This window comes from Mycobacterium sp. JS623, assembly GCF_000328565.1.
Taxonomy (GTDB): domain Bacteria; phylum Actinomycetota; class Actinomycetes; order Mycobacteriales; family Mycobacteriaceae; genus Mycobacterium.
This window is the reverse complement of the sequence record NC_019966.1, coordinates 1,995,708-2,021,581: the sequence shown is the minus strand read 5'-3', so window position 1 is coordinate 2,021,581 and position 25,874 is coordinate 1,995,708. Positions and strand designations below refer to the sequence as shown.

General features: G+C 64.1%; 31 protein-coding genes, 2 pseudogenes and 1 riboswitch. Of the genes and pseudogenes, 13 read left to right on the top strand and 20 right to left on the bottom strand.

All coding sequences use genetic code 11. The features are described from left to right. Positions 1–21: 21 nt before the first annotated feature. Genes MYCSM_RS09800 through MYCSM_RS09785 form a run of 4 tightly spaced genes read right to left on the bottom strand, consistent with a single transcriptional unit; the run spans position 22 to position 3,631 of the window. Entirely contained in the window at positions 22–897 is an 876-nt protein-coding gene (locus tag MYCSM_RS09800; RefSeq protein WP_015305995.1) for a metal ABC transporter permease, read from the bottom strand. Next, positions 894–1,799, bottom strand: a complete 906-nt coding sequence (locus tag MYCSM_RS09795; RefSeq protein ID WP_015305994.1) for a metal ABC transporter permease — start codon at positions 1,797–1,799, stop codon at positions 894–896. Before MYCSM_RS09795 ends, MYCSM_RS09800 begins: the two co-directional genes overlap by 4 nt. Next, positions 1,799–2,680, bottom strand: coding sequence for a metal ABC transporter ATP-binding protein (locus MYCSM_RS09790; RefSeq protein WP_015305993.1), 882 nt, complete (start codon positions 2,678–2,680; stop codon positions 1,799–1,801). Before MYCSM_RS09790 ends, MYCSM_RS09795 begins: the two co-directional genes overlap by 1 nt. Next, positions 2,681–3,631, bottom strand: coding sequence for a metal ABC transporter solute-binding protein, Zn/Mn family (locus tag MYCSM_RS09785; RefSeq protein WP_232425754.1), 951 nt, complete (start codon positions 3,629–3,631; stop codon positions 2,681–2,683). A 312-nt stretch (positions 3,632–3,943) separates the two neighbouring features. Between MYCSM_RS09785 and MYCSM_RS09780 the strand changes: the two genes are divergently transcribed. After that, on the top strand, positions 3,944–4,441 hold the full coding sequence (locus MYCSM_RS09780) for a hypothetical protein (protein WP_157681311.1): 498 nt from the start codon (positions 3,944–3,946) through the stop codon (positions 4,439–4,441). 140 nt (positions 4,442–4,581) lie between these two features. On the opposite strand, the gene MYCSM_RS09775 is transcribed toward MYCSM_RS09780, so the two are convergent. From MYCSM_RS09775 to rpmB, 7 genes are all read right to left on the bottom strand, one after another. Beyond that, positions 4,582–6,729: a heavy metal translocating P-type ATPase gene (locus MYCSM_RS09775; protein WP_015305990.1), complete on the bottom strand. Its 2,148-nt coding sequence runs from the start codon at positions 6,727–6,729 to the stop codon at positions 4,582–4,584. A gap of 4 nt (positions 6,730–6,733) precedes the next feature. After that, positions 6,734–7,018, bottom strand: coding sequence for a DUF1490 family protein (locus MYCSM_RS09770; protein WP_015305989.1), 285 nt, complete (start codon positions 7,016–7,018; stop codon positions 6,734–6,736). A gap of 108 nt (positions 7,019–7,126) precedes the next feature. Further along, entirely contained in the window at positions 7,127–7,369 is a 243-nt protein-coding gene (rpsR, locus tag MYCSM_RS35885; protein WP_083906266.1) for a 30S ribosomal protein S18, read from the bottom strand. A gap of 12 nt (positions 7,370–7,381) precedes the next feature. Then, the gene (locus MYCSM_RS09765) at positions 7,382–7,669 is read right to left on the bottom strand and encodes a hypothetical protein (RefSeq protein WP_015305988.1); all 288 of its coding nucleotides are present in this window, start codon (positions 7,667–7,669) and stop codon (positions 7,382–7,384) included. Then, on the bottom strand, positions 7,669–7,974 hold the full coding sequence (gene rpsN, locus MYCSM_RS09760) for a 30S ribosomal protein S14 (protein ID WP_015305987.1): 306 nt from the start codon (positions 7,972–7,974) through the stop codon (positions 7,669–7,671). Before rpsN ends, MYCSM_RS09765 begins: the two co-directional genes overlap by 1 nt. Further along, positions 7,974–8,138, bottom strand: a complete 165-nt coding sequence (gene rpmG / locus MYCSM_RS09755; protein ID WP_015305986.1) for a 50S ribosomal protein L33 — start codon at positions 8,136–8,138, stop codon at positions 7,974–7,976. The genes rpsN and rpmG overlap by 1 nt, the downstream gene beginning before the upstream one ends. Beyond that, the gene (gene rpmB, locus MYCSM_RS09750; protein WP_015305985.1) at positions 8,138–8,374 is read right to left on the bottom strand and encodes a 50S ribosomal protein L28; all 237 of its coding nucleotides are present in this window, start codon (positions 8,372–8,374) and stop codon (positions 8,138–8,140) included. Before rpmB ends, rpmG begins: the two co-directional genes overlap by 1 nt. Before the next feature lie 63 nt (positions 8,375–8,437). Between rpmB and mrf the strand changes: the two genes are divergently transcribed. From mrf to MYCSM_RS09715, 8 genes and pseudogenes are all read left to right on the top strand, one after another. Continuing rightward, the gene (gene mrf, locus MYCSM_RS09745) at positions 8,438–9,604 is read left to right on the top strand and encodes a ribosome hibernation factor-recruiting GTPase MRF (protein WP_015305984.1); all 1,167 of its coding nucleotides are present in this window, start codon (positions 8,438–8,440) and stop codon (positions 9,602–9,604) included. 86 nt (positions 9,605–9,690) lie between these two features. Further along, the gene (locus tag MYCSM_RS09740) at positions 9,691–10,233 is read left to right on the top strand and encodes a hypothetical protein (RefSeq protein WP_015305983.1); all 543 of its coding nucleotides are present in this window, start codon (positions 9,691–9,693) and stop codon (positions 10,231–10,233) included. Between the two features lie 145 nt (positions 10,234–10,378). Continuing rightward, positions 10,379–10,582, top strand: a complete 204-nt coding sequence (locus MYCSM_RS09735; RefSeq protein WP_041311675.1) for a hypothetical protein — start codon at positions 10,379–10,381, stop codon at positions 10,580–10,582. 1 nt (position 10,583) lies between these two features. Continuing rightward, positions 10,584–11,270 carry a YcnI family protein gene (locus MYCSM_RS09730; protein WP_015305982.1) on the top strand — a complete coding sequence of 229 codons (687 nt, stop codon included), beginning with the start codon at positions 10,584–10,586 and terminating at the stop codon, positions 11,268–11,270. 496 nt (positions 11,271–11,766) lie between these two features. Continuing rightward, a riboswitch (cobalamin riboswitch) is annotated at positions 11,767–11,888 on the top strand. Positions 11,889–11,929: 41 nt separating this feature from the next. Continuing rightward, positions 11,930–12,145 (top strand): CbtB domain-containing protein, encoded by a 216-nt coding sequence (locus tag MYCSM_RS09725; protein ID WP_015305981.1) that lies wholly within the window; start codon positions 11,930–11,932, stop codon positions 12,143–12,145. Positions 12,146–12,480: 335 nt separating this feature from the next. Beyond that, positions 12,481–13,749, top strand: coding sequence for a YibE/F family protein (locus MYCSM_RS09720; protein WP_015305980.1), 1,269 nt, complete (start codon positions 12,481–12,483; stop codon positions 13,747–13,749). A 37-nt stretch (positions 13,750–13,786) separates the two neighbouring features. After that, positions 13,787–14,023, top strand: a pseudogene (locus MYCSM_RS39030) (tyrosine-type recombinase/integrase); the annotation flags it as partial. A 1,013-nt stretch (positions 14,024–15,036) separates the two neighbouring features. Beyond that, positions 15,037–15,471, top strand: coding sequence for a hypothetical protein (locus tag MYCSM_RS09715; RefSeq protein WP_157681310.1), 435 nt, complete (start codon positions 15,037–15,039; stop codon positions 15,469–15,471). Positions 15,472–15,641: 170 nt separating this feature from the next. Here the strand turns inward: MYCSM_RS09715 and MYCSM_RS09710 are convergent, their stop codons facing one another. From MYCSM_RS09710 to MYCSM_RS09695, 4 genes are all read right to left on the bottom strand, one after another. Beyond that, entirely contained in the window at positions 15,642–16,529 is an 888-nt protein-coding gene (locus tag MYCSM_RS09710) for an LLM class F420-dependent oxidoreductase (RefSeq protein ID WP_015305978.1), read from the bottom strand. 16 nt (positions 16,530–16,545) lie between these two features. Then, entirely contained in the window at positions 16,546–16,959 is a 414-nt protein-coding gene (locus tag MYCSM_RS09705) for a PPOX class F420-dependent oxidoreductase (RefSeq protein ID WP_015305977.1), read from the bottom strand. Positions 16,960–17,077: 118 nt separating this feature from the next. Beyond that, positions 17,078–17,803 (bottom strand): SDR family NAD(P)-dependent oxidoreductase, encoded by a 726-nt coding sequence (locus MYCSM_RS09700; protein ID WP_015305976.1) that lies wholly within the window; start codon positions 17,801–17,803, stop codon positions 17,078–17,080. 44 nt (positions 17,804–17,847) lie between these two features. After that, entirely contained in the window at positions 17,848–18,210 is a 363-nt protein-coding gene (locus MYCSM_RS09695; protein WP_015305975.1) for a nuclear transport factor 2 family protein, read from the bottom strand. A 131-nt stretch (positions 18,211–18,341) separates the two neighbouring features. On the opposite strand from MYCSM_RS09695, the gene MYCSM_RS09690 reads away from it, so the two are divergent. Next, positions 18,342–19,166 carry a MerR family transcriptional regulator gene (locus MYCSM_RS09690; RefSeq protein ID WP_015305974.1) on the top strand — a complete coding sequence of 275 codons (825 nt, stop codon included), beginning with the start codon at positions 18,342–18,344 and terminating at the stop codon, positions 19,164–19,166. A gap of 181 nt (positions 19,167–19,347) precedes the next feature. Here the strand turns inward: MYCSM_RS09690 and MYCSM_RS09685 are convergent, their stop codons facing one another. Next, positions 19,348–19,989: an AMP-binding protein gene (locus MYCSM_RS09685; protein WP_041311672.1), complete on the bottom strand. Its 642-nt coding sequence runs from the start codon at positions 19,987–19,989 to the stop codon at positions 19,348–19,350. Positions 19,990–20,208: 219 nt separating this feature from the next. Continuing rightward, positions 20,209–20,703 carry a MarR family transcriptional regulator gene (locus tag MYCSM_RS09680; RefSeq protein ID WP_015305973.1) on the bottom strand — a complete coding sequence of 165 codons (495 nt, stop codon included), beginning with the start codon at positions 20,701–20,703 and terminating at the stop codon, positions 20,209–20,211. A 253-nt stretch (positions 20,704–20,956) separates the two neighbouring features. On the opposite strand from MYCSM_RS09680, the pseudogene MYCSM_RS09675 reads away from it, so the two are divergent. The 3 genes and pseudogenes from MYCSM_RS09675 to sthA all read left to right on the top strand — a co-directional run bounded on the left by MYCSM_RS09675 (position 20,957) and on the right by sthA (position 23,285). Continuing rightward, positions 20,957–21,449, top strand: a pseudogene (locus MYCSM_RS09675) (adenylate kinase family protein). Between the two features lie 102 nt (positions 21,450–21,551). Continuing rightward, positions 21,552–21,854, top strand: a complete 303-nt coding sequence (locus MYCSM_RS09670) for a hypothetical protein (RefSeq protein ID WP_015305971.1) — start codon at positions 21,552–21,554, stop codon at positions 21,852–21,854. A 24-nt stretch (positions 21,855–21,878) separates the two neighbouring features. Then, entirely contained in the window at positions 21,879–23,285 is a 1,407-nt protein-coding gene (gene sthA / locus MYCSM_RS09665) for a Si-specific NAD(P)(+) transhydrogenase (protein ID WP_015305970.1), read from the top strand. A 34-nt stretch (positions 23,286–23,319) separates the two neighbouring features. Here sthA and MYCSM_RS09660 read toward each other — a convergent pair whose 3' ends face one another. The 3 genes from MYCSM_RS09660 to MYCSM_RS37105 form a co-directional block, all read right to left on the bottom strand. After that, positions 23,320–24,291 carry an alpha/beta fold hydrolase gene (locus MYCSM_RS09660; RefSeq protein WP_015305969.1) on the bottom strand — a complete coding sequence of 324 codons (972 nt, stop codon included), beginning with the start codon at positions 24,289–24,291 and terminating at the stop codon, positions 23,320–23,322. A 322-nt stretch (positions 24,292–24,613) separates the two neighbouring features. Beyond that, positions 24,614–25,018 carry a hypothetical protein gene (locus tag MYCSM_RS09655; protein WP_015305968.1) on the bottom strand — a complete coding sequence of 135 codons (405 nt, stop codon included), beginning with the start codon at positions 25,016–25,018 and terminating at the stop codon, positions 24,614–24,616. Position 25,019: 1 nt separating this feature from the next. Next, positions 25,020–25,166, bottom strand: coding sequence for a mechanosensitive ion channel domain-containing protein (locus tag MYCSM_RS37105; protein ID WP_015305967.1), 147 nt, complete (start codon positions 25,164–25,166; stop codon positions 25,020–25,022). Positions 25,167–25,874: the final 708 nt, after the last annotated feature.

Below are 25,874 nucleotides of genomic sequence, written 5' to 3'. Positions count from 1 at the left end.
CGTGGTACTCCTTGCTGACGGTCAGGGCGACACGGGGTGCCGTCGTGTGGTGCGGCTGGCCAGCGTGGCGAGTGCGTAGAGTGCTGCGGCAGTGGTGATGATCGTGAAGCTGGCGGGTGCTTTGGGTATGGCGTAGGCCACGCTGATGCCGATCCACACAGATACCGCGGAAACCGTTGCGGCAAGCCAGAATCCGCGCCACGGTCGACTGGTCAGCCTGGCGGCCGCTGCTCCGGGTGCGGCGAGCAGCCCGAGCACCAGGAGGGCACCGATGGCGGGAGTGGCCACCGCGACGGTGGCGCCGGTGGCGGCCAGAAACAGTGCGCCGAGCAGTCGGGTGGGAACGCCGGCCGCTTGTGCGATGGTCGGGTCGATCGTGGTGAACAGCAGGGGCCGCGCCATCGCCAGCAGGGCCACGACGACCACGGCTGAGGCGGCGACGGTCGTGGTGGTTGCCGCCGCGCTGAGTCCAAAGATGCTGCCGAACAAGACATTCACGTTCGCCGCGCCGTTACGGGTGCTGCCGTGAGTGGTGTAGTACGTCAAGAACAACACACCCAGGCCCAGCATCCAGGCGAAGAATGACCCGATCGCGACGTCGTCGGCGCCGCGGCGGCCGCCATAGCCCAGCGCCAGTCCGGTCCCGACGGTGGCAGCGAAAAGCCCGAGGAGCGGGTCGAACCCGGCGGCCAGGGCGGCCATCGCGCCGGTGTAGGCGACATGGCCGAGGGCATCGCCGGCGAAGACCTGTCCGCGCAGGACCAGAAAGTAGCCGATCATTCCGCACAGCACGGCCACGGCGGTCCCGGCGAGCAGGGCGTGGGCGATGAACGGGTGGGCGAGCATGTGCGCCAACCCGCTCAGTGGTTCGGATGCGGTCGTGGCGGTTGTGGTCATGTCGCCGCCACCGCGGTGGACATCTGGGTGATCCGGGCGCGGTTGGCTGCCCAGTCCGCGACGCCGCGGTAACTCGCGGCCAGCAGGTAGGTGGCGAAGGCGAAGCTAGTGACCCAGAATCCGATCGGATACGACGAGAAGAACGCACACGCGATACCCAGCCAGGTGATGGTCACGGCCAGCGCGACCGACAGCGCGATACCCCGTCCCGGGTGGGCGGTGAGATGAAACGCCGCGGCCGGGGGTGCCACCAGCAACGCGAACACCAGCAGGCTGCCGGTGATCTGACTGGCGCCCGCAGCGGCAACACCGAGCACCAGGAGAAACGCTCCGGACAGCAGCCGCGTGGGAATTCCATTGGCCGCGGCGGTGTCGGGATCCAGCGACGCCCATAACAGGGGGCGCCCGATGGCGGCCATGGCGACCAGACACATCGCCGCGGCGACCGCGAGGAACTGCAGTTGCGCAGCGCTGACCCCGGCGATGGTGCCGAACAGCAGGTTCGTCAGCCCAGACAAGAATCCGTGATAGAGGCTGACGAACAACAGACCTGTGGCCAGCGCCAGCGCCTGCACGGTCCCGATCACCGCGGACTGTTCGGTGAGTCCACCGGCCCGCCCGGGTGGCGACCACAAGGCGATCGCCACCGCGGCGAGGATGCAGGCCGCGAAATAGCCGTAGGCGGTGGCCACTCCCAGCCATGCTGCAGCGGCCGCCCCGGGAAACCCGACGACCGCCAGGGTGTGTCCGGCAAAGCTTTCTCGCCGCAATACCATCATCCAGCCCACCACCGCGGCGACGACGGCGACCACGCTGCCGGCGCCCAGCGCGGTGACCATGAACGGGTAGGCCAACATCTGCTGCACATCCACAACCGGATTCCATGTCGGCTGCGGGTTCATCAGGTAGGTCCGTGGGTGTGGTCCGGTGGTACGTCGGGTTGGCCCACCACGAACATCCGGCCGGCGCGATCACGCAGTACATCGATCGGGATGCCATAGAGCGCCGTCAGCTGATCGGCGGTGAGGATCTGTTCGGGAGTGCCGCTGATGGCCGCTCCGTGTGCGAGGTACACGACGCGGTCGAGGTAGGGCAGGATCGGATTGACATCGTGGGCGACCATGATCACCGCGACGCCTTCGCGCCGGCAGATGTCGCGCACGAGGGCGCTGATAGCGGCCTGGCTGGGCACGTCGAGACTGTCCAGCGGTTCGTCGAGCAACATCATCTGTGGTCGGCGGATGAGGGCCTGTGCGATCAATAGTCGTTGTTGTTCTCCGCCCGAGCAGCGGCCGATCGGGCGTCGCGCATACGCCCCGGCGCCCACCACGTCGATGACCTCTTCGAGGCGGCGCCGTCGCTCAGCAGCGCGCCGGGGGGTCAGGACTCGGGCCAGCCACGGTATCGGCGTGCCCCACTTCGAGCCGTCCAATCCCATTGCCACAACATCGATTCCGCGAATCCGCAGGCCCGCGTCGAAGGCTCGCCGTTGTGCCACGTAACCGATGTGACCGTTGCGCTTGCCGGGCCGCGCGCCGAGGACATCAATCCTGCCGCGCGCGGGCGTGAGGCCCAGCAATGTCTTGAGCAGCGTGGACTTACCGGAGCCGTTGGGGCCCAGTACGGCGACGAATTCCCCCGGCGCGACATCGAGGTCGACACCGGACCATATCGTTCGACCGCCAAGCACAGCTGATGCGTCGCGCAGCCGCACTGCGGGTGAATGGGCGTCGGGCGGCGCCGTGTTCGCGGGGCCGTCGTGGCGGCGGTGAAGCGTGATCACCTACTTTCCCGTGGCGGTGTGCAGGGCGTCCGATAGCGCCGACAATTGCGCTGACTGCCAATCTTGAAACGATGCTGTGGCCGGCGATAGCGTTTCTGTCACCGTGGCCACCGGGATCCCTTGTTTTTTGGCCTCGTCGACCTGAGCGGCCACGTCAGGGGTGCTGTTCTGACTGTTGAACACATACACCTTGATCGCTTTGCTGGAAAGCTGCTGGTCCACTGTCGCCTTGTCGGCCGGTGAGGGGTCAGTGCCCTCGCTGATCGCCTTGAGGAACTCCGGCGGGGTGATCAGGTTGAGCCCCAGGGCATCTGAGAGCGGGGAAAAGATCGACTCACTGGCTCCCACCGGGGTGCCTGCATACTTTGCCTTGATCGTGGCGATCAGGTTGTGGTACTGCGACAAACCCTGATCGAGAAACTGTTGATGTTGCGCGTCGAAATAGCCGGCGTCACCGGGGTCTGCCTTCTTATACGCCGCGGTGATCGCGTCGACGACCTTGGCGACCGAATCCGGCGAATACCACTGGTGCGGGTTGCCGCCCTCACCCACCCCAACCACATCACCGACGGTGACCACGGTGCGCCCGGAATTCGGGTTGGCCGCAAGCAGTTTGTCGGCCCAACTGTCATAACCGATCCCGTTATCGATGAACACCTTCGCGTCGGCCACGGTCCGGGCGTCGTTGGGCGAGGGCTCATAGTCATGAGGGTCGGTGTCAGGGTTGGTGATGACGCTGGTCTCTTGAACACGATCCCCACCCAACTGCGCAGCGATGCTGCCCCACGCGTTGATCGTGGCGACCACGGCCACCTTCGTCGCCGGCGCCCCGGGGGTCGAACTGCTCGCACTCGACGATGACGACGGCGAACCGCCGCACGCCGACACACTCACCATCACCGCTGCCACCGCCGCTGCGGCCGTCAGGTGCTTGACACTGCGCTGACCCACCACTTCGCCTCCTTATCGGACATGAAAACGATTTCCATTATCGTGTCGAACGGTAGCAGCCGACTGGCTCATCCAAAAGCCGGGGATGCCTGTTCACAGCGGACCTACAGACGCCATGAGCACTCGTTTCGACCCGCGGGTTGGCTGATCACGCGCTACTGTCAAGCCGCCGGGAAGGAGCGTGCGATGTGGTCGGCTGGCGACGGGCACCACGACGACATTTGCCGCGCCGCGGGCGCTTTCACCCGATTCCGGTGGAGGTGTGCTGTCACGGCGCAGCGTGGTTTTCGCAAACTACGCCCGGTGTTCCTCGTGAGCCCGGTAATCGTCGCGTCGGCCATTGTTCTCACCGTCGGACTGACCCGCATGGACACCGGCACGTCTGGCGGCACGGAGATCGCTGCGGACACCCGAATCACTCGCACCGTCGGCGCGGTCGTCGGGACGGGTGCAACGGCGCGAGCGTCGCTGACGGCATCCACGCCGGCGAAGGCTGCATCCGTCGATGCGCGACCGGCTGATGCGCTGCTCTGCGCGTCATACTCATCGATACACGCGAAAATGCTTGCACCGCACAAAGCTTCGGGCGACATATGGGCCGCCAACCGCTACCGACTGGCACTCTCCCAGTACGCGGATGCAAACGCCGATATCCGAGCCGCTATCACCGCTGATGTTGAAGCGCTGGAGGTCCAAATCGCCGCTTTCCCAGAGCCGCAACCCTACGAGCAGCCGCCCGTTTGGCACGTCGAGGAACCACCGGCCATCGTTGCGCGCATCAATCAAGCGTGTCGACCCACCGCTCGATAACTCAAGCCCCAGACGAGCGCGTGAACCGGACCTGCCCGCTGCTGATGATGCCGCTGTTGATCACGCCGCCCGGTGCGGGTGTCGATGCTCACCGCGGGCCGAGTCGCCGCTGCCGACGGCGTCGAACTCAAACCGTTCGTCTAAGACCGCGTCGCGAGCTCATAGCGGATCAACCTGGAGCTGTTTGCCACCACCGCGACAGATGAGGCGTTGTGCAGGATCGCGGCCAGCACCGGTGAGAGCGCACCCCCTGCGCCGAGCAGGAGTCCAAACGCGTTGACCGCGATGGACATTGCATAGTTCTGCTGGATGACATCGACGGCGCGCCCGCCAAGCGCCCGAACGTCGAGCAGGCGACGCAAATCGTCGCTGGCCAGCGCCACATCGGCCGTCTCGACCGCGACATCCGTTCCACCCAGGCCCATTGCGATGCCGATATCAGCGGCCGCGAGGGCCGGCGCATCATTGATGCCGTCGCCTACCATCGCGACGACATGGCCAGCATCTCGCAATGCATTCACGACATCGAGCTTGTCCTCGGGCATGACCTCGGCTCGCCACTCGTCGATGCCCAGCTCGTCGGCCACCGCGCCGGCCGTCTGGGGATGATCGCCTGTCAACATCACAATGCGCCGAACCCCGTTCGCGCGCAAAGCCTCTAGCACCGACTTTGACTCGGGCCGCAGCTCATCGCGCAGGCTGATCAGACCTACCAGCATGCCGTCCACCGCCAACAAGAGTGGTGTCTCGGCGTGTTGTTGAAGCTTCGTCACCCATTCTGCGGCCGGTTCCGTCACGATGATGTTTTCCTGCCGCAGCAGCGAGGGACTGCCCAGCAGCAGCGTGCGGCCATCGGCCCTCGTGCGCATGCCCAGACCAACCAGCACTTCGCATTCTTGGTGCGGCGGAATTGCGATGTGTCGATCCTCAGTCGAACGAATGACCGCCTCGGCCAACGGATGGCGCGAATGGATCTCCGAGCTGGCGGCGTAGGCCAACACCTGCTCGGGGTGCCAGGCATCGTGGAACGCAACGATATTCGTCACCACCGGTCGGCCGACAGTGAGCGTACCGGTCTTGTCGAACACCACTGCGTCGACCCGGCCTGCCTCCTCCAGATGCGATCCGCCCTTTATCAGGATTCCCCGCCGTGCCCCGTTGCCGATCGCCGCGCTGATCGCCGTCGGGGTGGCCAGACCGACCGCGCACGGGCAGGCCACCAGAAGCATCGTCATCGCGCGGCGCACGTCGCCGGTCAGCAACAGTGTCGCAGCCGACATCAAAAACGAGGCCGGTACGAACCGGCGGGAGAAGTTCTCACCAACGGTTTGGATCGGCGCGCGGTGCTGCTGCGCCTCCTCGACGCGGGCGACGATGCGCCCGATCGTGGTCTGTCGGCCCACCGCACGCGCTTGCACGACCAACCGGCCGCGGACGACCACCGACCCGGCGTGCACGGCAGCCCCCGAGGTGACGCTGATCGGCAGTGTCTCTCCGGTGATCGCGGACTGGTCGACGATGCCCTCACCGTCAACTACGTCGCCGTCAACGGCGATCGCTACCTGTTCGTGCACCACGACGTGGTCACCGACACGCAACCCATCCGCGGCAACCTGAATCTCTGTGCCATCGGCGAGCCGGATCCACGCCGTGTCCTGATTGCCCTGCAGCAGGTTCGTGATGGCCCGCCGGGTGCGGCGCAGCGTTAGATCTTGAAGGTATTCACCGATATTGAGCAGCCACAGCACGGTCAGGGCGACCACGTTCTCGCGAAGCACCAGGCTCGCAATCGTGGCCGCCGAGACCAGCATGTCGGTACCCGCAGACTTCCCGCCGCGCAACGATCGAAGCGCGCCGCGAAGGAACGGGTAGCCGGTTACGATTGTCGCCCCAGTGGCGAACAGTCGACTGGTGGGGCCGAGCAATGGCGGCCTGGCGAATCCGTAGCGACGAATCCCCAACAGTGCCAGCGCAATAGCGCCGATCGCCATGCGGACCACATCGGCGTTGCGGACGTCGGCAGACCGTGGATCGCGTGCCGGCACCAACGCGCGTGGCACCTCTTCGGCGGCCGAGATCGTCTGCAGCACCGCCGCGGTATCGCATCGTAGGGGTGAGTACCACACCACGACGGACGCCGTACGCGGATACGCGTGCACGGCCCGCACACCCGTCAGTGTTTCGACGGCGTCCTCGATCGCGACGGCCCTGACGGCATCGGACCGAAGCCACGGCACCCGTACCCGTATCCGGCCCGCAGCATCGGACACGACGTTTAGCCCGACCACGCGATCAGTGCTCGTGGGTGTGCTCGGGTTCGGTAACCGCGGGTGGCGGGACCTGCTCGCCGATGCGCTCGCGCGCCTCGGCCATTACGTCGGCGATGTTGAGCCGCGCGGTCTCCGCAGTTTCCTCGGCCTTTCGCGCACCACGCAACGTCCATTCGGCGGCCGTCACGCTCGCTTCACGGATCGGCAGCTTCCCAAGAGCCTTGCGCAGCGCGTCGTATGCGGCGACGCCGACAGCGCCGGTGACCACGGTTGTAGCCGCCTTGGCCAAAACTCCGTGCAGAACCATTGGTCTCTTCCGTTCTCTCAATGTGGCTATCGCCGGAATCGGTTCGAATCTAGTCCACCAAGCCCGGCGACCACCCGACTCAAATCGCGCCTGCGGTCCCTAGGCGAGTTAACGCGTCTCATCGAACGGCAACAACGCCATCTCCCGCGCGTTCTTGATCGCTCTCGCAACCTGACGTTGTTGCCGCGGCGACAGCCCCGTCACGCGTCGCGACCGGATCTCGCCGCGCTCGGAGACGAACGTGCGCAGCAGATGCGTGTCCTTGTAGTCGATGATTGTGACGCCGAGGGCCGGGAGCGGAGTCTTCTGTTGCCGCTTGAGCTCTGGCAGTGGCGGCCGGACGCGTCCCAGACTTCTTGGCCATCAGATACTCCAACGGCGCGTGAGTTCGCCGATCAGCTGTGTCGGAAAGTCTACCCACGCACGAGATTTGCCGAGCGTGATTGAGAAATCGCCTGGAGCCTCCACGAACCGGTGAGCATCCACCGCGCGGGCGAAGCAAATGTGGGCAAGCACACCGTCCCCGCCCTGACACGAAAAGTCGGTCACTATGCCGCGAGACCACAATGCCTCGAGCAGATCCCGGATGCCTTCGTCGACCTCGACGCCATTCGAGGCCGTCACCTGTCGGTGTGCGGTTGCGACGTTCATCACCAACTCGCCTTCGACACACCCGGCAGCTCACCGCGATGGGCTAGCTCACGGACCCTCACCCGGGACAGCCCGAACTTGCGTAGATGGCCTCGGGGCCGGCCGTCAATCGCATCGCGATTGCGCAAACGAACCGGGCTGGAGTCCCGCGGAAGCCGTTGCAACGCAGTCACCGCCGCCGCACGTTCGTCGCGCGTGCTGGACGGGCGACGGATGATCTCCTTCAATTCGGCCCGCCGTTCGGCATGGCGTGCCACCAGTTGCCGGCGTTGTTCGTTCTTGGCGATCTTGGATTTCTTGGCCATCAGCGCTCCTCGCGAAAGTCGACGTGCCGGCGCACGACGGGGTCGTACTTGCGCACCACCAGCCGGTCGGGGTCGTTTCGCCGATTCTTTCGGGTGACGTAGGTGTAGCCGGTGCCCGCCGTTGACCGCAGCTTCACGATGGGCCGAATGTCGTTGCGCGCCATCAGATCCTCTCTCCACGCCGACGCAATCGAGCCACCACCGCCTCAATGCCGTCACGGTCGATGACTTTGATCCCTTTGGCGCTGACCCGGAGTTTGATCCGGCGCTCCTCCGACGGCAGGACATACGTCTTGGTCTGAATGTTGGGATTCCACCGCCTTCGGGTGCGTCGGTGCGAATGCGAAACGGTGTTGCCAAAGCCTGGGCCTCGGCCGGTGACCTGACAGTGCGCGGACATGTGCCTCTCATCCATCATGCTCTAACGTTAATGATTATCGTTTTCAATAGTACAGGAGGGTGAATGCGGACTCCGGTAGTGCTGGTCTGCGGCCAGGGCGATACCGATGCCGTCGCCGAGGTGTTGGGGCACGAGCCCCGCACGGTGATCGTCAGGCACCGATTCGACGGGCAGGTCGTGGTGCGCAGCGTCGGCAACTCGCAGTGGCCGCTGGAGATGGCCAACGGCTGTGTGGCGTGTACGGTGCGCGACGACTTGCTGGTGCTGCTGCGGCGGTTGCACCGGCGCGGCGACATCGACAGGATCGTCGTCGTCCTGATGCCATGGTTGGAACCCGAACCGGTGTGCTGGGCCATCGACAATGTTCGGGTCCACGTCGGCGCTGGCTTCGAGGACGGCCCCGCGGTGCGCGATGTACGCGTCGACGCGGTGGTGTCGACCATCGACACGCCCAGGTGGCTGCGCCAGGCCCTTGGAGATGACGAGCTCGACGACGGTCGCACCACCGCGCAAGTGGTGGTCGGCCAGGCTGAGTTCGCCGATGTGCTCGTGCTGACCGAGCCCGAGCCGACGACGCTGTCGGTGCTGCGGCGCCTGGCGCCCCGGTCGCGCATCACCGTCGGAACCGACTGGCTCGAAATGGCGCTGAGTCACTTGGAGCCCGATGCGCGTCGTGGGCGAAGCAGCCATCCGCACGATCCGCTGCTGGCTGGACAGCCGTCGCTGGACCCTGCCGGCGACGTCGGCCTGCTGTTGTTCTCGGCCCGCCGCCCGTTTCACCCGCACCGGCTGCACGCTGCGCTAGACCTTGTGCTGGACGGCGTCGTGCGCACCCGCGGCCGGCTGTGGCTGGCGAACAGGTTCGACGACGTGATGTGGGTGGAATCCGCAGGAGGCGGGCTGTTGACTAGCTACGGCGGAAAGTGGTTGGCGGCAATGGATTCCAATCAACTCGCCTACGCTGACCCGCAGCGTCGCGCGGTGGCCGCCGCGGACTGGGACCCCGTCGTTGGCGACCGCCACGTCACGATCACCGTGCTGGTGTGCGGTGCGCAACCCGAGGACATCGTCGACGGACTGCGGCGCGCCTTGCTCACCGGCGATGAGATGTCCCGCCCCGACGACTGGGCCGGTTACGACGATCCGTTCGGCGACTGGCATGAAGATCCGTGCGAGCAGGTTCCCGAACCGGCCGACGTCGCGCCCACCCAGGATGGAGAGCAGCGATGAAATCGACGTTGCGTGATCACCGCGCTCGCATACCAACCACCTGCCTCTACTAGGCCGTGTAGTAGGAACGCGGTAACGTAGCGCGCATGAGCACGGCCAGGACCCGCGCCCGCTATGGGCGGGGCGCACTGGTCGGCGTGTGCTCGGCAGTGATATCAGCCGCGGCGCACGGTCTGGCTGGCGGTGAGGTGCCCACGGGTGCCTCGCTGACGATGGTGATTGTGTTGTGCGCGGTGGCCGGCGCGATCGCCAGCAGTGTCGCCGTGGACCGCCGCGGCCTGCAGGTCGGTTACCTAATCGCCGCGCTGCTGGGGGGCCAGCTGTTGGCGCATCTGGCGATGACTGTCGCCGCCTGCCACCCACCGATCGGGCCGCTGCTATCGGCGTCGATGCTTGGTGCCCATGCGGCGGGGGCGCTGGTGTGCGCGTTGCCGATCGGCGCGGCAGAGCACCTGTATGTGGTGCTTGCCTCGGTGCTGGCGTGGCTAACCGTCTTCTCGGTGTTTCGCCCCCGCACTGCTGCGCGCGGACGGGTCCGCTGGGCGAATCCGCCTGTCCTGCAACCACTCTTGCTCCAGTCGGGTCGAGGCACCCGCAGCCCCCCGTGGGCTGCGGGTTTGACCTACTAACGCAACCGATCACCGCTGCATCGACCCGCTGTCCACGTCGGCGGGCCGGGCTCGGGTCGCCTCACTGTGTCGGCCGCTTCCAAAAGCGCTGCGGCACGGGGACATTTGGCCACCGTCTGGACCCACCGAGGGAACCGGCTGGGCGTTGGGCCGGGCACCGCTGCGTGGCGCGCTGCGCCAACTCAGCCCGCTAGGGGTAATCACTGTCGCGATTGCCGCGATCGCTGTCGGCTGGTTCCTCCCGCTGTTCGGGGTCAGTCTGCTGGCCTTCCTGCTCGTCGAAGCAGGCATCTCCGTCGTCAAGAACATCCGCACCCACACCAAACCTGTAGAAAGGCAGACATACTGACATGTCGAACTCCACCACCAACACCCGAGCACCGTTGACCATCCGAGCCGCCAAGCTCCTACTCACCGGCGCGGCGCTTAGCGCGGCGGCGCTGATCGCAGCGGCGCCGGCCTCAGCTCACGTCCACGTCGATGCCGACCACGCCGAGCGTGGCGGTGACGCAACACTGACCTTTCAGGTCCCCAACGAATCCGACGCCGGCGCGGCCACAACCCAATTGACGATCCAGCTGCCCAACCTGACATCGGTGACTACCGAACAAATGACTGGCTGGACGGCGCGGCTGGACCGCGACATCGCCGCGGGCACCGTCCGATCCATCACCTGGACCGCCGCTCCCGGAGCCGGCGTCGGCCCCGACCAGTTCGCGCTGTTCCGAGTCGCGGTCGTGCTGCCCAACACCGACACCGTCAGCTTCCCTGCCACCCAGACCTACAGCGACGGCACCGTCGTTCGCTGGGACCAGCCGACACCGGCGGGCGGCGCGGAACCCGAACACCCTGTGCCCGCACTGACACTCACAGCGACCAGCACAACCGAGCACACCCAAGACGAAACACAAGCGCCGGCCTCAGCGGCGAGTACCACCCCGGACACCACTGCACGTTGGCTCGCCGGCGCAGCACTCGTCGTTGCCGTCGCAGCAACCGCACTCACAGTGATCACCCGCCGACGGCAACACCCCTGACCGCACAGGACTGAACCGGGGTCATGAAACCGACCCGCTCGTGCCGTCGCCGACGGGTCGGTGCACACAATGCGTTTTACCGGTAACCGTCGTCCCACAACGACCCACCGCCGCGGAACAGCCCAGGCGCACTTGCCAAATCACGGAGGACATCACTCTCGCACCCACAGTCAAAACCATGACGACAAGGCAATGCGGTCAACCGCCTCAAGGGCGCGGAGAACAAGCGACAATCGTCGCCGCACCGCTCGCTCGCTGATAACTATTGCCGACGCCCGTCTCTCGGATGCCGCACGTGGTGTCACGGTCAATGGGCTCCCCTGTGACAGAGATAAATGGTCTTATCGTGGAGCGTTCTCGTCGCCTTTGATGATTCGTCGGACAACGATGGGGCATTTCCTCCGACCAGCAGCAGATGCCGGAGGCCGGACCTTAACGCATGGTTGTTGGCGCGGTCGGCCCGCCGTGCCGGATTGACCTTCGTGTTCAGCGGTCTTACTGTCAGCGGGCGGGTGGTGACAGGAATCTGGTGGAAATCCAGAACGGTCGCGCCACTGTGAGCACGCCCATCCCGGTGGGTGTGCGAGTCAGATACTGAGCCACCCGCATCCGTTATCTACATTTGGGGACGCTGAATCCCCGGAGGGAGTCACACCATCATGGCCACGTACGAAACACAGCCCAAGCTGGCAGTTCAACCGGTCAGCGCATCGGCTCAAGCTGCGTTATGGCTCGTCGGGGCAACCCTTTTGGGCTTGGTCCTGTACTACTTCATCGGGATCGATCAGGGCGCAACGTCGGTGTTCGGCAACGACATGCATGTGCACGAATTCGTCCATGACGCCCGCCACTTCCTCGGCTTCCCGTGCCACTGACCACTACATCCACGCACAGGGAAGCGATACTCAATCATGGAGAAACGCATCAGGAGCCCGAATTGCTTCAGCGCCAACGGGAATGACTCACGAAAGGGCTGCCGTGAACGCCTTTGGCTGCAGGCAGCCATTCCACGATGCCGCGTGCAGAGCGCAACTCGCGCGGGTGCTCGCCCATGGCGGCAGTCGCAACGTGCGGCGTTCTGTTTTGCACCGCAGTATGACGATCGTGAGTGCGACACGCTCGGCGGTGGGTAGCCGCTATACCCGCCACGTTGATTTTGCGCCCACTATGGATGTAATTTCTCGTCGCTCGCCCGTCTACCCTGTTGCGCGTGACGCACTCACACGCGTATTCGCATCACGCCGGCCCTGCCCCACTCGGTCCGCTGGCCGCCAAGGTCGTGGTCGGCCTCTTGATCGCCATTGGCATCGCCGTCGTGGTCGGGGCGGCATGGCTGTGGCCGAGCCAGTCGAAGTTCGACATCCCGCGGCGGTTTCAGAACGCGGCGGGCAGCGCCGTCACCACCGAAGCCGGGCACGTAGTGTCCAACAATGCCGCGACCTGCGGCGGCCCGTCAGTGGGGGCGGTGCTCACGGCGAACCCGCCACCCGCTCAAGGTGAGGACACGCACTGCGTGCACACGCTCGTCGCGATCGACTCCGGCCCGAACGAGGGCGCGAAGACACTGCTGGAGAGCGGCGTTGGCCCCGGCCAGTTCCAGTTCGCCGTCGGTGACCGCATACGGTTGAGCCGTCTGGTCGAGCCGACAGGAGCGACGGCCTACTCGTTCTACGACTACGAGCGGACATGGCCGCTGATCGCGCTGTCCGCCGCATTCGCGGTGGTGGTCGTCGTGATCGCCGGGTGGCGCGGTCTACGCGCGCTGGTCGGCATCGTCGTTGCGTTCGTGGTGCTCGTGGTGTTCATGCTGCCCGCACTGCGGGACGGAGCCGCCGCGATCCCCGTCGCGTTGGTGGCGTCGGCGGTGATCCTGTATGCAGTGCTCTACCTCGCCCACGGTGTCAATTTGCGAACCAGCGCGGCATTGCTCGGCACCCTGACCTCGCTATCACTGGCGGCGTTATTGTCATGGTGCGCAATCAAAATGACTCATGTCACCGGCCTGTTTGCGGAAGAGAACAACACGGTCGCGGCGTACATGGGCAATATCTCGATCAGCGGCCTGTTGCTGGCCGGGTTCATCATCGGTTCGCTCGGCGTACTCAACGACGTCACCGTCACACAGGCATCAACCGCGTTCGAGCTGGCTCAGGTCGAAGGAAGTTCCCGGGGCGCGATTTTCCTCGGCGCCATGCGAGTGGGTCGCGACCACATCGCCAGCACCGTCTACACGCTGGTGCTGGCCTACGCGGGCAGCGCGTTGCCGCTGCTGCTGTTATTCAGCGTCGCCAATCGCGCCCTTGGTGATGTGTTGACCAGCGAGAACGTGGCTGTCGAGATCGCCCGCTCGGCGGTCGGCGGCATCGCGTTGGCGCTGTCGGTGCCGTTGACGACGGCGATCGCGGCAGTGCTGGCGACACCTGCTACCGCTGCGGCAGCTCCCGCAGATAGGCCCCGGAATGCGTTAGAACAGCGATGAGGCTGGTGGCGACCCCACCCTCCCCGAAACTTGGGTCACTGTACGGCAATTCGGATCCGACACCACGACATCGAGCCGCGAAACGCAAACCGCATGTTCCACCGGATGTACGAAGGCAAAGGCGCCGCAGCTCCGGCTCCACGATCTACGACACTCCTGCGCCACATTGCTTTTCCCGATGTGGGTTCAGCCTGCGACGGTGCAACGCATCCTGCGGCACAGTTCCATTACGGTGACCACTGGTACATACGTAGAGGTGATCAAGGCAGTCTAGCGGGATGCCCTCGACTCGATGGGCAGCCTGATTCGCAGTGCGGCGGATACCGCCGTCAAACCATGATGAGTCCTATTCCGCCGATCCCGTCGATTCGCCGCTGGACGCATCACTGGTTCCTGGCGACGATTGGTATGTCTCTCCACCCGTCGTTTGTCACGGGCTGGGCTCTTCGACGCCATGGCTAGACCGCCAGACGGTGGATGAGTCGGACTCGCCGCAGTGTGGTCAAACTCCGAGTGTTCGAGTGTGGTGACGATGTTTGAACGAACAACTGTCGTCAACTCGGTCCCAGACTCCGAGGCCTGAGCCGCCAAGCCACAGACTGCGTAGTCAAAGAGTGGAGCTAGGGGGACTCGAACCCCTGCCGATTACTGCGTAAATATAGCTTGAGCAGGGATAATTGTTATCTGGGTGCGTTACGTGCCGTGCTCGCGGCCTGGCGAATGCGTGCGCGTGTTACGCGACGTAACAGTGCTGGCAGCCAGGTCACGAATTGCGACCCGCGTTCCATAGACGGCATCTGTGAGCAGACGACCGTGCCGATAATGTCCCCATCAGTCGGTCGGCCGCGCTATGTTCACTGCGCTGTGTCGCCCATTCGGCGCCTGCGACAGAGGCCGCCGCGACAGATAGGGTCGGTACGATCGCCTCCTCCTCGGCGACAACTCCGCGCCCAGCACAAAGCGACTTACTGCGCCACCCTGGGCCGGGCGAAGATGGTGTTGGTCGGCGATGCCTAACAGCTGTCCCCGGTCAAGGCGCGCGGCGGCATGTTCGAGCAGTTGTGTGCCGAGTTGCCGTGGAGCCAGCGGGTCGGCGACATCGGCGAGTCGAATCTCGCGTCGTGCGTTCCGCGGCCGGACGACAGATAAGTTGGCATCTTGAATCACCATGCGGAGTACACGCTTTCGGCTCCGCATGGTCGGATGTGGCACACGCCACACATCATTCACAGCCTCGTCTTCGCGGCCACACATCTACCGCTCACCATCGGTCGGCAAAGTCAAGATATGACCGAAATACCCGAAGGGCCTGGCAATCCGCCCTCTGAACCAAACCTGCAAGAGACGACCGAGCCAATACCCGAAGTGACACCCGCACCCGACATCGAGGCGGCAGGACCCGCATCGCCTACCGCCGAATCGCGTTCGCGGTGGCGTTGGCCGACGAAGACACGGAACCGAATCGCAGCGTCAGTCGCAGTCGCCGCCGGAGCTGCCGCCATTGGCGCGGCTGTGTTCACCGGCGGACTCGCCGTCGGTGCGCACACCGCCGGACACGGTGCAGGTCACCACCAGGGGGGCCACTACTCAGCGGCGGCGGCTCAGCGTGAAGGCGCACCGGTGGAACAGATTTGGATCATCCCCGGAGGCCCGGGGGCCACAGGACACGACGGCTTCATCATCACCGGAACTGAGTCGGCATCTATGGCCAGTCCAGGCTGACACCGATCGGATTTGTGGCGGTAGAGCGAATCTCTCGGTTTTCAGCGCCGCCAGTACCACTACGACGCGGGCCGCCACGACCGCGAGGCCGAGAGGAGCTCCTGCCTGGAGGGCCAGCAAAACTTAACCCATCACGGCCTGGCACATCAGCACGTAGTCAACGTCGCGCTTCACACGGCCCTCGCCTTTAGGCCAAGCGGCCCAGCCAGTTCGGACAGCGTCGGCAACAGCTTGTCGGTCCCGCCGATCACCTGGATCACGACGTGGTTGGCCCCGGCACGCAGATGCTCGCGCAGGCGACTGGCGATGTCGTTCGGGGTGCCGTAGGCGACGAGGGCTTCGATGAACTTGTCACTGCCGGGCGGGGTGAGGTCGGCGTCGGTGAAACCCAGCCGCTTGAAATTGTTTACGTAGTTCGTGAGGCCGAGGTAGTTGTACGTGTTCAGAACTTTGCGGCCGACCGCGCGCGCTTCCTGGGCGTCGGTGATCGGCAGCACTTTGTGCTCGGGTGCCAGCAGTGCGTTGGGCCCGATGATTTCGCGGGCCTGTGCGGTGTGTTCGGGTGTGGTGTTGTACGGGTGTGCCCCGGCGGTGCGTTCAGCGGCCATCCTCAACACGCGCGGCCCGAGCGCGGCGAGCACACGCTGATTGGCGGGTACGCCATATTCGTCTAGCTCGTCGAGGTAGTCGACCATCGCGTCGTAGGGCTTGCGATATTGCTCGGTGTGCTCGGGGTGGCCGGCCCCGATGCCGAGCACGAATCGGCCAGGGTGGGCAGTGTTGATGCGGTGAAACGACTCGGCGACGGTTTTGGCGTCCGCCGTCCAGATGTTGACGATGCCGGTGGCCACCTTCAGTGCGGTGGTGAACGCCAAAAGCGGCTCGGCGAACGACAATTCGGCGGGCGGTGAACCAGTGACCCATAGCGTGCCGTAGCCGAGCCGTTCAATTTCCTGGACCTGCTCGGGGGTGACTGCCCGTCCGAGGTCGAGGAACCTGCTGCCTGGGTCCCAGGTGAAGACGCCGAATCGGCCGAGGTCTATGTGTGGTGTTGTCATTGAAGTGCTCGCTGCATCAATGCTTGCTGAACCCGGTCGGGCGAACCACGATGACCACCCAGTCCGGGGCGTCGGAAGGAGCCTCGCCTGGGGGCGGGGCGTCGGGAGGAGGTTCATCGCCGCTGTAGCGCTTGGCGATCCGCCGAAAGAAGATCGCCGCTGGATCGGGCTCGATGCGTTCGACGTCGCCGCGCACCTCCAGATACCGGTAGGGATCATCGGGATCCGAGATCGACATCGCAACCCGCGGGTCGCGTTGTACATTGCGGTACTTCTGCCGCTTGGTGGTGTGCGCGAATCGCAGCAGCTCGCCGTCCCAGTCGAACCAAATCGGACTCACTTGCACCGAGCCGTCGGGCCGGGCCGTTGCCAAATGCCCGTACAGCGGGCGTTCAAGCAGATCCTGGTAGCCGGCGGGAACCGCAATCATATTCGCTCCTATCTAGATTTGTTCTGTGCCGACGATTCCGGGGAACTGTCGAGCGATGTGTTTGTACGAAAGCCGTTTCACCGCAGGGATATTCACGGTGGAGCGGCTGGCGCGGTGGTTAAACCTGGGCCATGCCACCATCGACGCTCAGCTCGACGCCGGCCACGAAGCTGCTGTCGTCGGACGCCAAAAACAGCGCAGCGGCGGCGATCTCTTCGGGGCGACGCAACCGCTTGAGTGGTACCGCCGCGGCGAACTGTGCCGTGTCAGCCTGGTCGTGCAACATGGGAGTGTCGACCGGGCCCGGGCTCAAGGTGTTGAACCGGATGCCGCGGTCGTTGAACTCCTGGGTCCAGGTGCGGGTATAGGACCGCAGCGCGGCCTTCGTGGCGCTGTAAGCGCTGTAACCGGGAACGCCCAATTGGCCGGAGGTGGATCCAATCAGAACGACCGAGCCGCCGGCACGGATCAGCGGGAGTGCCTTTTGAACCGTGAAAAGCGTGGCGCGGGCGTTGAGGTTGAAGGTGGCATCGAAGTTTTCTTCGGTGATTTTGCCTAGCATTTCGGCGTCCGCCCGAGCCGAATTCGCCACCAAAATGTCCAAGCCGCTCTCTTGGTCGAGGACTGTCAGGAACAACTTGTCCAGGTCAGCGCTGCGCGTCACGTCGCCGACGACGGTGCTGAGGCCGTCACCGATCAACGCCTTGGCCTTATCCAGCTCGCGTCGGCGGCGGCCCATGATGAAGACGTGGGCGCCTTCGTCGACGAACCGCTGTGCCGTCGCCAGCCCGATACCGCTACCGCCGCCGGTGATTACGGCGACCTTGCCAGCCAGTCGCGTCATTAGTTGATCCTCCAATTCCGTGTTGTGTGCCGGACGGTGCCAGGTCAGTAGTCGGCGGGCTGATTGAAGACGATTGCGAGGCTGACGATCTCGCCGTCGCGCACGCTGAAATAGCTCGTCAGAACAATGTCGTCGGGCAGATTGGTCCGGTCGAACGTGCCGTCGTAGGCCCCGCGCACCACGGTGTCGCCGTAGTGATCGAATACCTCGAGCACGTCGATCCTCACCTTGTCGCCGACCATCTCCTTGGCCACCCAACGGCGGATCGCGTCGATTCCGACGAATTCGCGGCGATTGTCGTTGACATAGGCATCATCGGCGAACGTGGCGACCGCGAGATCGGTGTCGCCAGCATTGATCGCGTCGATGTGGTCGGCAACGACCCCCGTCAGGTCGATCTCTTTCATGATCTGTCTCCCACTCAGTGGCCGGCGCGGTGTTGCAGCCGGTGATCTCACCGTCCGCGCTCACACTGTGGGCGAGTCAAGACGAGTTCGGGGCGTGACTCTCCCCCTAGGGGAGAGTGCACACTGAAGCCATGCCCGCGCTGTTGGCCATCGGGGACTTCTCCCGTGCGACGCAACTGAGCGTGAAGATGCTGCGCCACTATCACCAGATCGGGCTGCTCGAGCCCGTTGATGTTGATCGCGATACCGGCTACCGCCGCTACAGCACCGACCAGATCTCGACAGCACAGATCATTCGCCGCTTCCGGACTCTGGAGATGCCCCTCGACGAGATCCGCACCGTGATGAGCACCACCGACATTCGTCGACGCAACGAACTGGTCAATGCGCACCTCATGCGGCTGGAATCCCAACTCGCGCAGACCAAGCAAGCCGTTGAGACTCTTCGTGAGCTCCTTGAGCCCGGGCCTGTTTCTGCGGGGCGGATAGGTTACCGCAGAGTCGAAGCCACCGAGGCAGTCGCGATCAGCGAGGTCGTCGACGTAGGCGATGCACTGACCTGGGTCCAGGGGGCGCTGGCCGAGTTGTATGCCACCCTCACTGCTCAAGGCGTGCGCGTCAGCGGCCCGGCTGGGGGCATCTTCGCCGACGACCTAATCGCCAGCGACCGAGGGCAGGCGACCGTTTTCGTTCCCGTCGGCGGCGACTTCCGACGTACCGGACGCCTCACCGAACTCGTGGTACCAGCCGCCGAATTGGCCACCGTGGTGCACGCAGGCCCGTATCGCGACTTCGACCTGGCCTACGGCGACCTGGCCACCCACGTCGCCCAGCACGCGATCGCCGTCGATGGCCCGATTCGCGAGTACTTCCTCGTCGGCCCCCACGACACCCGCGACGAAACGTCCTGGCGCACCGAGATTGGCTGGCCGGTCTTCCACACCACAACCGCCTAACCCTGCCCACACGCCGTCACTTTCATGCCCACCGAGAGTGCCACCCGGCCCCATCCAAACGACCGCCCAGAATTTGCGCGCACGGTTGCCTGCTGGCCGACGAGATGTTGCGGGGTGACGAGGCGTCGGTGAGGATCCACGTCCATCGGTGTCCGTCCCATGCGCTGACACCGCGCACCCTCTACAGCAGGCCTAGCAGCCGCAAGTTCGAGACGTATGTGACGACGACGTCGGGCGCTGCAAACGTCGGCGCGGGAGGAAGCCGTTCGCCCCGTGAGAGCGCATCGGCCACCGTTTCTACGATCATTGGTGTGTGGGCGCGCGCCAACCTGCGTCGTGCTGCCCTGACTGCCTCTTGGTGGTGATCATCCTCGCGCTGCTGGTCAAAAACGACCAATCGGGTCGGTGCATGGCCCGTCAGCACGAGTTCGAGCGCATCGGGCAGGTAACCGATGCTGGCGGCGATCACTCCTGGCTTCGCCTCTGCGACGATGGTCTTCAGTTGTGTTACCGGTGCACCGGCTTGCAACGGAACCGCCACGGCGCCAAGACGAATCAACGCCACATCAATCAGGACGCGATCCATGCTGAGGTATCCCAGAAGACACACTCGGTCGCCGGCACGCACGGGCTTGTTTGTCCACGCGCTGGCGATCGCGCCCGCGCGCTCCCACAGTTGCCTGTAGGTGATCGTTTCGAATCGAGGTAGAGGCTCGGCGAAGGTGCGTCCCGGGTCGGGATCTTGGACGAACTGCACGGCGCGCTGTCCGAATGCCGGGCCGTCGGCGAAGCCGACCGGCTCATGTGGGTTGTCAGCCGACATCGAAACCTCCTGATCGGTGTTGACCGCAAGCAGGCAGCCTTGTCGGCTAGCTGGCTGGTGTGGGGCAGCTGATTTCGTTGACGGCGAAGGCGATTTGCCTTCGAGAGAAGCCACATCCGGCGAAGTTTGACGCAGGGCGGCCTCGGCTGGCAACAATGTCGGGAACCCGGCAGAATTGCACGATCACTCCGCTCGTGAGCTGCGTATGGAGGCTTCGAATCAGACGGCTTCGGACGCCAAACCCGTTGGCGCCGACTGGGGCTTCGGGTCTGCGGCAGCGTAGCGGGTTAGTTGCTCGATCAGCGGCAGTGCAACGCGCATGGCCAGACCAAGCGAAGCCTCCTCATCGGGTGACAGGTTGTCCAGCAGTTCCGCCAGCCGCTCGCGTCGGGATTCCTTCAGCTCAGACCACGCTGCGCGCCCAGATTCGGTGATATCGACCAATGTCGCGCGCGCGTCCTCAGGATCGATCAGCCGTACAACCAGGCCTTCGCGCTCCAACCGACCCACCAATTGAGTCATCGCCGGCTGGCTGACACCCTGCGAGCACGCGAGCTCGGTGAGCCGAGTTGGACCGTCCTCGCGAAGCGCCCTTAGCGCGGCTCGAGAAGTAAGGCTGGTGGCCCGGGAGATGTGCCGCACGAGCAGCACCGCGGCCCGGTCGAGGGTCTCAGCGATCCCCTCTCGTGTCCCTCTAGAGCGTTCTTCGTGCATAGGCTAATTTATAGCAGTAGCTTATGTATCTGTCTAGCAGACGGGCCTGAACCCAAAGCAAATCCTAGAGTTATCTGCAACACATGCCGTGTTCTATATAATCTTCGTATGTTATTGCTATACCATGACGAATATCGCATCGTTGTACCCGCGCGGCCGTGCTTGCCGTCCAAGGCGATTCGCCGTTCAGCAGAAGCAAGTGAGGGCCATCTTGATTGGACCGCCCGGGTCGGGAAAAAGCACACAGGCTTACATGCTTGCCACCAAGTTCGCGATACCGCACATTGCCCCAGAGCAACTCATACGCGAAAGCATCAGCGTCGGATCACGACTCGGTGTGGCAGCCAACCACTACCTCGAGACGGGTGATCCTGTGCCATCAAATGTGATGAACGCTCTGATGGCCGACCGGATCAGCCAAATCGATTGCCTTCGGCGCGGATTCATCCTGGATGGCTATCCACGCTTGCTTGAGCAGGCGGTGAGACTGACCCGCTCGCTGGGCCCGCGATACCACCATCGACGCGGTGCTACATCTACAGGTGCCCGACACCGAGCTGCTCGCGCGAGCAAAGAACAGTGCCCGCGCGGACGGCACCGATGAAACCATCCAAAGCAGGTTGCACATGTACCGCATGCGCGCCGCGCCGCTGCTGGATTACTACGCCCACAATCTCGTCCCTGTCGACGGAGCGGGCTCAGTGGATGAAGTCTTCACGCGCGTGCTGCAGGCGTTGGGCCGATAAAGGGGAAGCGTCCGCGTGATGAAGAGAAATTTGGCTGGGACACAGCGACAACCTCGTCGACAGACCGCCCGACAGTCGGTGAGCCACGCTGAGCCAGCGTTGGTGAACAGGCCCGAGCCACTGGGGGGCCCAGCGGATCTCGCATGGGCGCTCGCCGACGCGGCCAAGCCACACCTGAACGCAGCCGAACGAAGTGACGTGTACATAGCGATCGGTCTCAATGAAACGTTCGTAGCCATCAGAAATCTGATCACGTCAGCAGCAGACAAGAGGATTGCCCTTCCGGCCGACCTGATCGACCGGTGTCATGACTGGCTCGACGTACACATCGGCCACGAGGACGAGCGGTATCTTCGCGGCCTCGTCGAGCAGGTTCTGTCTCCATACGCCAGCCGGCACAAGTAACAGGACTGTAGGGAGCATCCATCTATGAGCGAGTACGACCTTGTTGTCATCGGTTCCGGTCCCGGCGGGCAGAAGGCGGCTATCGCGGCAGCCAAACTCGGCAAGTCGGTGGCGCTGATCGAACACGACCGAATGCTTGGTGGTGTCTGCGCCAACACCGGAACGATCCCATCGAAGACGCTTCGCGAGGCGGTGCTGTATCTGACCGGCATCACTCAGCGCGAGCTCTATGGTGCGAGTTACCGCGTCAAACAGCACATCACACCCGCCGACCTGCTCGTCCGCACCCAGCACGTCGTCGATAAGGAGCAGGACGTCGTCCGCGCGCAGCTGATGCGCAATCGCGTCGAGCTCTACACGGGCCACGGCAGGTTTATCGACGAGCACACCATAGCGATTGCGGACCCGGCCGGCGGTGCCTGTTGCTCCGTGCGCGGCGAGTACATCGTGATCGCCACCGGCACGAGGCCGGCGCGGCCCCCCGGGGTCAAATTCGACGAACAGAGGGTGCTGGACTCCGACGGAATCCTCAATCTGAAGTTCATTCCGGCGTCAATGGTGGTGGTGGGTGCTGGAGTGATCGGCATCGAGTACGCGTCGATGTTCGCCGCCCTGGGCACCAAGGTCACCGTGGTCGAAAGGCAACACACGATGCTGGATTTCTGTGATCCCGAGATCGTCGAGGCCCTCCAGTTTCACTTGCGCGACCTGGCAGTGACGTTCCGGTTCGGCGAGGAGGTGACCGCCGTCGACATCGGCTTCTCCGGCACCGTGACGACCTTGGCCAGTGGCAAGAAGATACCCGCTGAGGCTGTCATGTATTCGGCTGGGCGCCAAGGCCAAACCGATCAGCTCCGTTTGGCCAATGTGGGGCTGGAGGTCGACAGCCGCGGGCGGATCTTCGTCGATGAACAGTTCCAAACGAAAGTCAACCAGATCTACGCCGTCGGCGATGTTATCGGGTTCCCGGCGCTGGCTGCCACGTCGGCCGAACAGGGTCGGCTGGCGGCGCACCACGCGTTTGGAGAGCCGGTATCGGACATGCCCAAGCTGCAGCCGATTGGCATCTATTCGATACCCGAGGTGTCCTACGTCGGCGCTACCGAAGTCGAGCTCACCAAGAACTCGATCGCTTACGAGGTCGGTGTGTCGCGCTTCCGCGAGCTGGCGCGCGGTCAGATCGCAGGCGCCTCTCATGGGATGCTCAAACTGTTGGTCTCCCCCAACGATCTGAAATTGCTGGGCGTGCACATCTTCGGCACCAACGCAACCGAACTCGTGCACATCGGCCAGGCGGTGATGGGCTGTGGCGGCACAATCGAGTATCTGGTGGATGCGGTGTTCAACTATCCGACGTTCGCGGAGGCGTACAAGGTTGCGGCTTTGGACGTGATGAACAAGATGCGCATCCTCAGCCGGTACCGCGGCTGATGCTGTTTCGCGTAAGCACAAACGGCAGGTGGCTTTAGCGATCAAACGTTGCAGTCATCCCGCGGCCAGCGCCGCCGCACACGTGAGCGTTGGCGCGGATCGACATCGCCTGCCGGATCGCCTGGTTGATGACGTGAGGCGCTTCATACGGCAGCATGTGACCGGCATGCGGAACGTGGACATGGGCGGCTCCACGGATTTCGCGGACCAACTCGCGGGAATGCACGGGCGGCGTCAACAGATCAGCGCCTCCACTGACCACGACCGTCTGCGCGCGGACGGAGCCCAGCGCACAGTACACGTCGTAGTCACATAAGGTCGGCAGGAATCCGGCGGCGGTTGACACGGCTGTTGTGGCAAGCGCTTCAGCAGCGGTGGCGGCCAGCGCTGCGCGCTGCGCGGGCCCGCAGCTGCACCATCGGCTCAGCGCCGCGCACATCGGCCCTGCCAGCAATTTAAGAGCCGAATCAGGAGTGTGACGAATCAGCTTGAACAGGAGCGGTGTGGCGGGGGTGCCCAACAGCCGGCCAAGGCCGCGTTGGGTGAGTTTTCCAGCAGCGCTGGCGACGAGGACCAGTCCGTCGGGATCGAGCGATCGTTCGCTGGCAGGGCCGCTGAGGTACGCCAGCGCTACCATCGCGCCCATCGAGTGGCCGACCAGGGTCAGTGGCGCGGTGACGTTAAGCGTTCTAAGCACTTCCTGTAGGTCAGCGGCGAGCCGATCGATCCGGTAGGTGCCGATGGGAGCGACGCTCGAGCCCCCGTGACCGCGGTGATCGTAGGCAACGATCCGCGTGTTGTCCCCGTAACGCCGGAGCAGGTAATCGATTTGGCGTGCCCAGGAGGCACGACTAAGGCATAAGCCATGAAGGAAGACAACGGTGTGGGTACGGGCCGGAGGGTCGTAGTCACGTACGGCCAGCTGCACGCCGTCGCTGGTCGTTACCACATTGTGCCGCCAGCTGATCGGAGCAAGATGCGGTCGGCAATGGTCCTTCTGCAACATGCAGCAGGGGTGGACGTCGCGATCGCGGCAACGAGTAGAGCAGATCCCAAGGCTTGCGACCGCATTCATAAGCGGTCGATTTCACGGGACAGGCGGGCGACCTCAAGATAGTACGGCGGGGAGTACGGACGCCGATGTGATGCGTTCGTCCAGTCCGCCAGCGCTCGCCACAGACTGGTGAAGAATCGGCAGCCGGGCCCGTGACGCTGTGGCGCCACAGTGGCCGCGGTGTTGAAAACCACTTCCTGTTCCAGTGCATCCGCGGTCGTGGCGGATGACCATGGTCGCTGCTGTATTGCCCTCATCTCCATGCCGTATCGGGCTAACGAAGCCATGCCGTGCCGGTCGCCGACACAAACCGATGACGTTGTGCCGTAAGGGCAACCAGCTGATCGACCCTTGACGAGCTTGGCTGACGGTCGACCCGTACCGCCGCGGGAACGTGGACCGACAACGGAACCAAATACTCCGCGATGAGGCGACGAAGGTACTGCTCATCCTCATGCCCAACATAGGCCTGAAGCCACGTTATGCACTCTTGCACCAGGTCGGGCCGCAGGGTGATTCGCTTGACGGCAACCGATTTGACCATTCCCCGAACCGCTGCGAATGTCTCCCCAGCGCCGATTGCCATGAAGACATGATTGCGTTCAATCCCGCTCAGGTACGGCTTGACCGCGTCCGCGAGCGTCCATGCCAAACTGGCCTCACGCGAAAGTTCTTTCATGTCAGCCAAGAACCTTCATGAGTTCCCACGGGCACACCACGCGTAGGCCGCCGTCGTCTGGCTTGACCTGGACCAGTACTGTGCCAACATCAGTGACAATGCCGACGTGCATGCCGTCGCGGACCCTGTCCCCTATCTGAAAGTTCATTTACAACCCTCCAACGAGTTCTAGAACCATTGCCATCGCGGACCTGCGAGCCAAAGGTGCGTCATGGCCACTGCCGTCCGTAGTCGAGTCGGGGGACGGTCAATTCGCGGCGACGATGCCAAGAAAGCTTGCCCCTCCCATTGCGCCAATAGACCTTGTAACCAATCGCGTTCGTGTCGACGATGATGCCGACACCGCTCCTAGTACCTGCTCGCAACAGGACGCTGTCACCGATAACCGGAAGACGCGGATTGCGCCCGACAATCATTGCCAGTCTCCGCCCGATCGATGCCTGATCTCGGCGACGAACCGACGCCCGTGGTGGTCTACAACGTCCCAGGAATAGGGGCCGCGCAACTGTGTAATGCCAAGCATGTGGACGGTTCGGCGTGCATCCATCTCCGAGCGGATATTGGCTACCCGCTGACCGTGACTAGTGATGAGTGTCCACACGGCTACACCAATAGAAAGTCGTGGGCGGAACCAGACCCGGCCAAATAGATTGCGGTGTCCGGGGTTTCAGAGTGTGTCATTGCCTTCATGACGGGGACCTTCATGTACGTGTGATCGGTGGTCGAGCGAGTCGCCAACCTCGAATGATTGGCGACGCTAGGCGTGGGCATGTTGAAGCGTGCTGCCGGCCAGCTGAGCCGGCTGATGCTCTCTGCCGGGTCGGGTCATCACTTTCCCCACAATCTAGCTATCTAT

Bases quoted from the DNA above. Each gene is read 5' to 3' on its own strand.
- MYCSM_RS09795 (WP_015305994.1), bottom strand. From the start codon at position 1,799: ATGAACCCGCAGCCGACATGGAATCCGGTTGTGGATGTGCAGCAGATG.
- rpmG (WP_015305986.1), bottom strand. From the start codon at position 8,138: ATGGCGCGCAACGACATTCGGCCCATCGTGAAGCTGCGGTCAACGGCG.
- MYCSM_RS09710 (WP_015305978.1), bottom strand. From the start codon at position 16,529: ATGACAACACCACACATAGACCTCGGCCGATTCGGCGTCTTCACCTGG.
- MYCSM_RS09660 (WP_015305969.1), bottom strand. From the start codon at position 24,291: ATGTTGCAGAAGGACCATTGCCGACCGCATCTTGCTCCGATCAGCTGG.
- MYCSM_RS09725 (WP_015305981.1), top strand. From the start codon at position 11,930: ATGGCCACGTACGAAACACAGCCCAAGCTGGCAGTTCAACCGGTCAGC.
- MYCSM_RS09705 (WP_015305977.1), bottom strand. From the start codon at position 16,959: ATGATTGCGGTTCCCGCCGGCTACCAGGATCTGCTTGAACGCCCGCTG.
- mrf (WP_015305984.1), top strand. From the start codon at position 8,438: ATGCGGACTCCGGTAGTGCTGGTCTGCGGCCAGGGCGATACCGATGCC.
- rpmB (WP_015305985.1), bottom strand. From the start codon at position 8,374: ATGTCCGCGCACTGTCAGGTCACCGGCCGAGGCCCAGGCTTTGGCAAC.
- MYCSM_RS09680 (WP_015305973.1), bottom strand. From the start codon at position 20,703: ATGCACGAAGAACGCTCTAGAGGGACACGAGAGGGGATCGCTGAGACC.
- MYCSM_RS09730 (WP_015305982.1), top strand. From the start codon at position 10,584: ATGTCGAACTCCACCACCAACACCCGAGCACCGTTGACCATCCGAGCC.
- MYCSM_RS37105 (WP_015305967.1), bottom strand. From the start codon at position 25,166: ATGAACTTTCAGATAGGGGACAGGGTCCGCGACGGCATGCACGTCGGC.
- MYCSM_RS09700 (WP_015305976.1), bottom strand. From the start codon at position 17,803: ATGACGCGACTGGCTGGCAAGGTCGCCGTAATCACCGGCGGCGGTAGC.
- MYCSM_RS09800 (WP_015305995.1), bottom strand. From the start codon at position 897: ATGACCACAACCGCCACGACCGCATCCGAACCACTGAGCGGGTTGGCG.
- MYCSM_RS09740 (WP_015305983.1), top strand. From the start codon at position 9,691: ATGAGCACGGCCAGGACCCGCGCCCGCTATGGGCGGGGCGCACTGGTC.
- MYCSM_RS09695 (WP_015305975.1), bottom strand. From the start codon at position 18,210: ATGAAAGAGATCGACCTGACGGGGGTCGTTGCCGACCACATCGACGCG.
- rpsN (WP_015305987.1), bottom strand. From the start codon at position 7,974: ATGGCCAAGAAATCCAAGATCGCCAAGAACGAACAACGCCGGCAACTG.
- MYCSM_RS09655 (WP_015305968.1), bottom strand. From the start codon at position 25,018: ATGAAAGAACTTTCGCGTGAGGCCAGTTTGGCATGGACGCTCGCGGAC.
- MYCSM_RS09765 (WP_015305988.1), bottom strand. From the start codon at position 7,669: ATGAACGTCGCAACCGCACACCGACAGGTGACGGCCTCGAATGGCGTC.
- MYCSM_RS09770 (WP_015305989.1), bottom strand. From the start codon at position 7,018: ATGGTTCTGCACGGAGTTTTGGCCAAGGCGGCTACAACCGTGGTCACC.
- sthA (WP_015305970.1), top strand. From the start codon at position 21,879: ATGAGCGAGTACGACCTTGTTGTCATCGGTTCCGGTCCCGGCGGGCAG.
- MYCSM_RS09715 (WP_157681310.1), top strand. From the start codon at position 15,037: ATGACCGAAATACCCGAAGGGCCTGGCAATCCGCCCTCTGAACCAAAC.
- MYCSM_RS09690 (WP_015305974.1), top strand. From the start codon at position 18,342: ATGCCCGCGCTGTTGGCCATCGGGGACTTCTCCCGTGCGACGCAACTG.
- MYCSM_RS09685 (WP_041311672.1), bottom strand. From the start codon at position 19,989: ATGTCGGCTGACAACCCACATGAGCCGGTCGGCTTCGCCGACGGCCCG.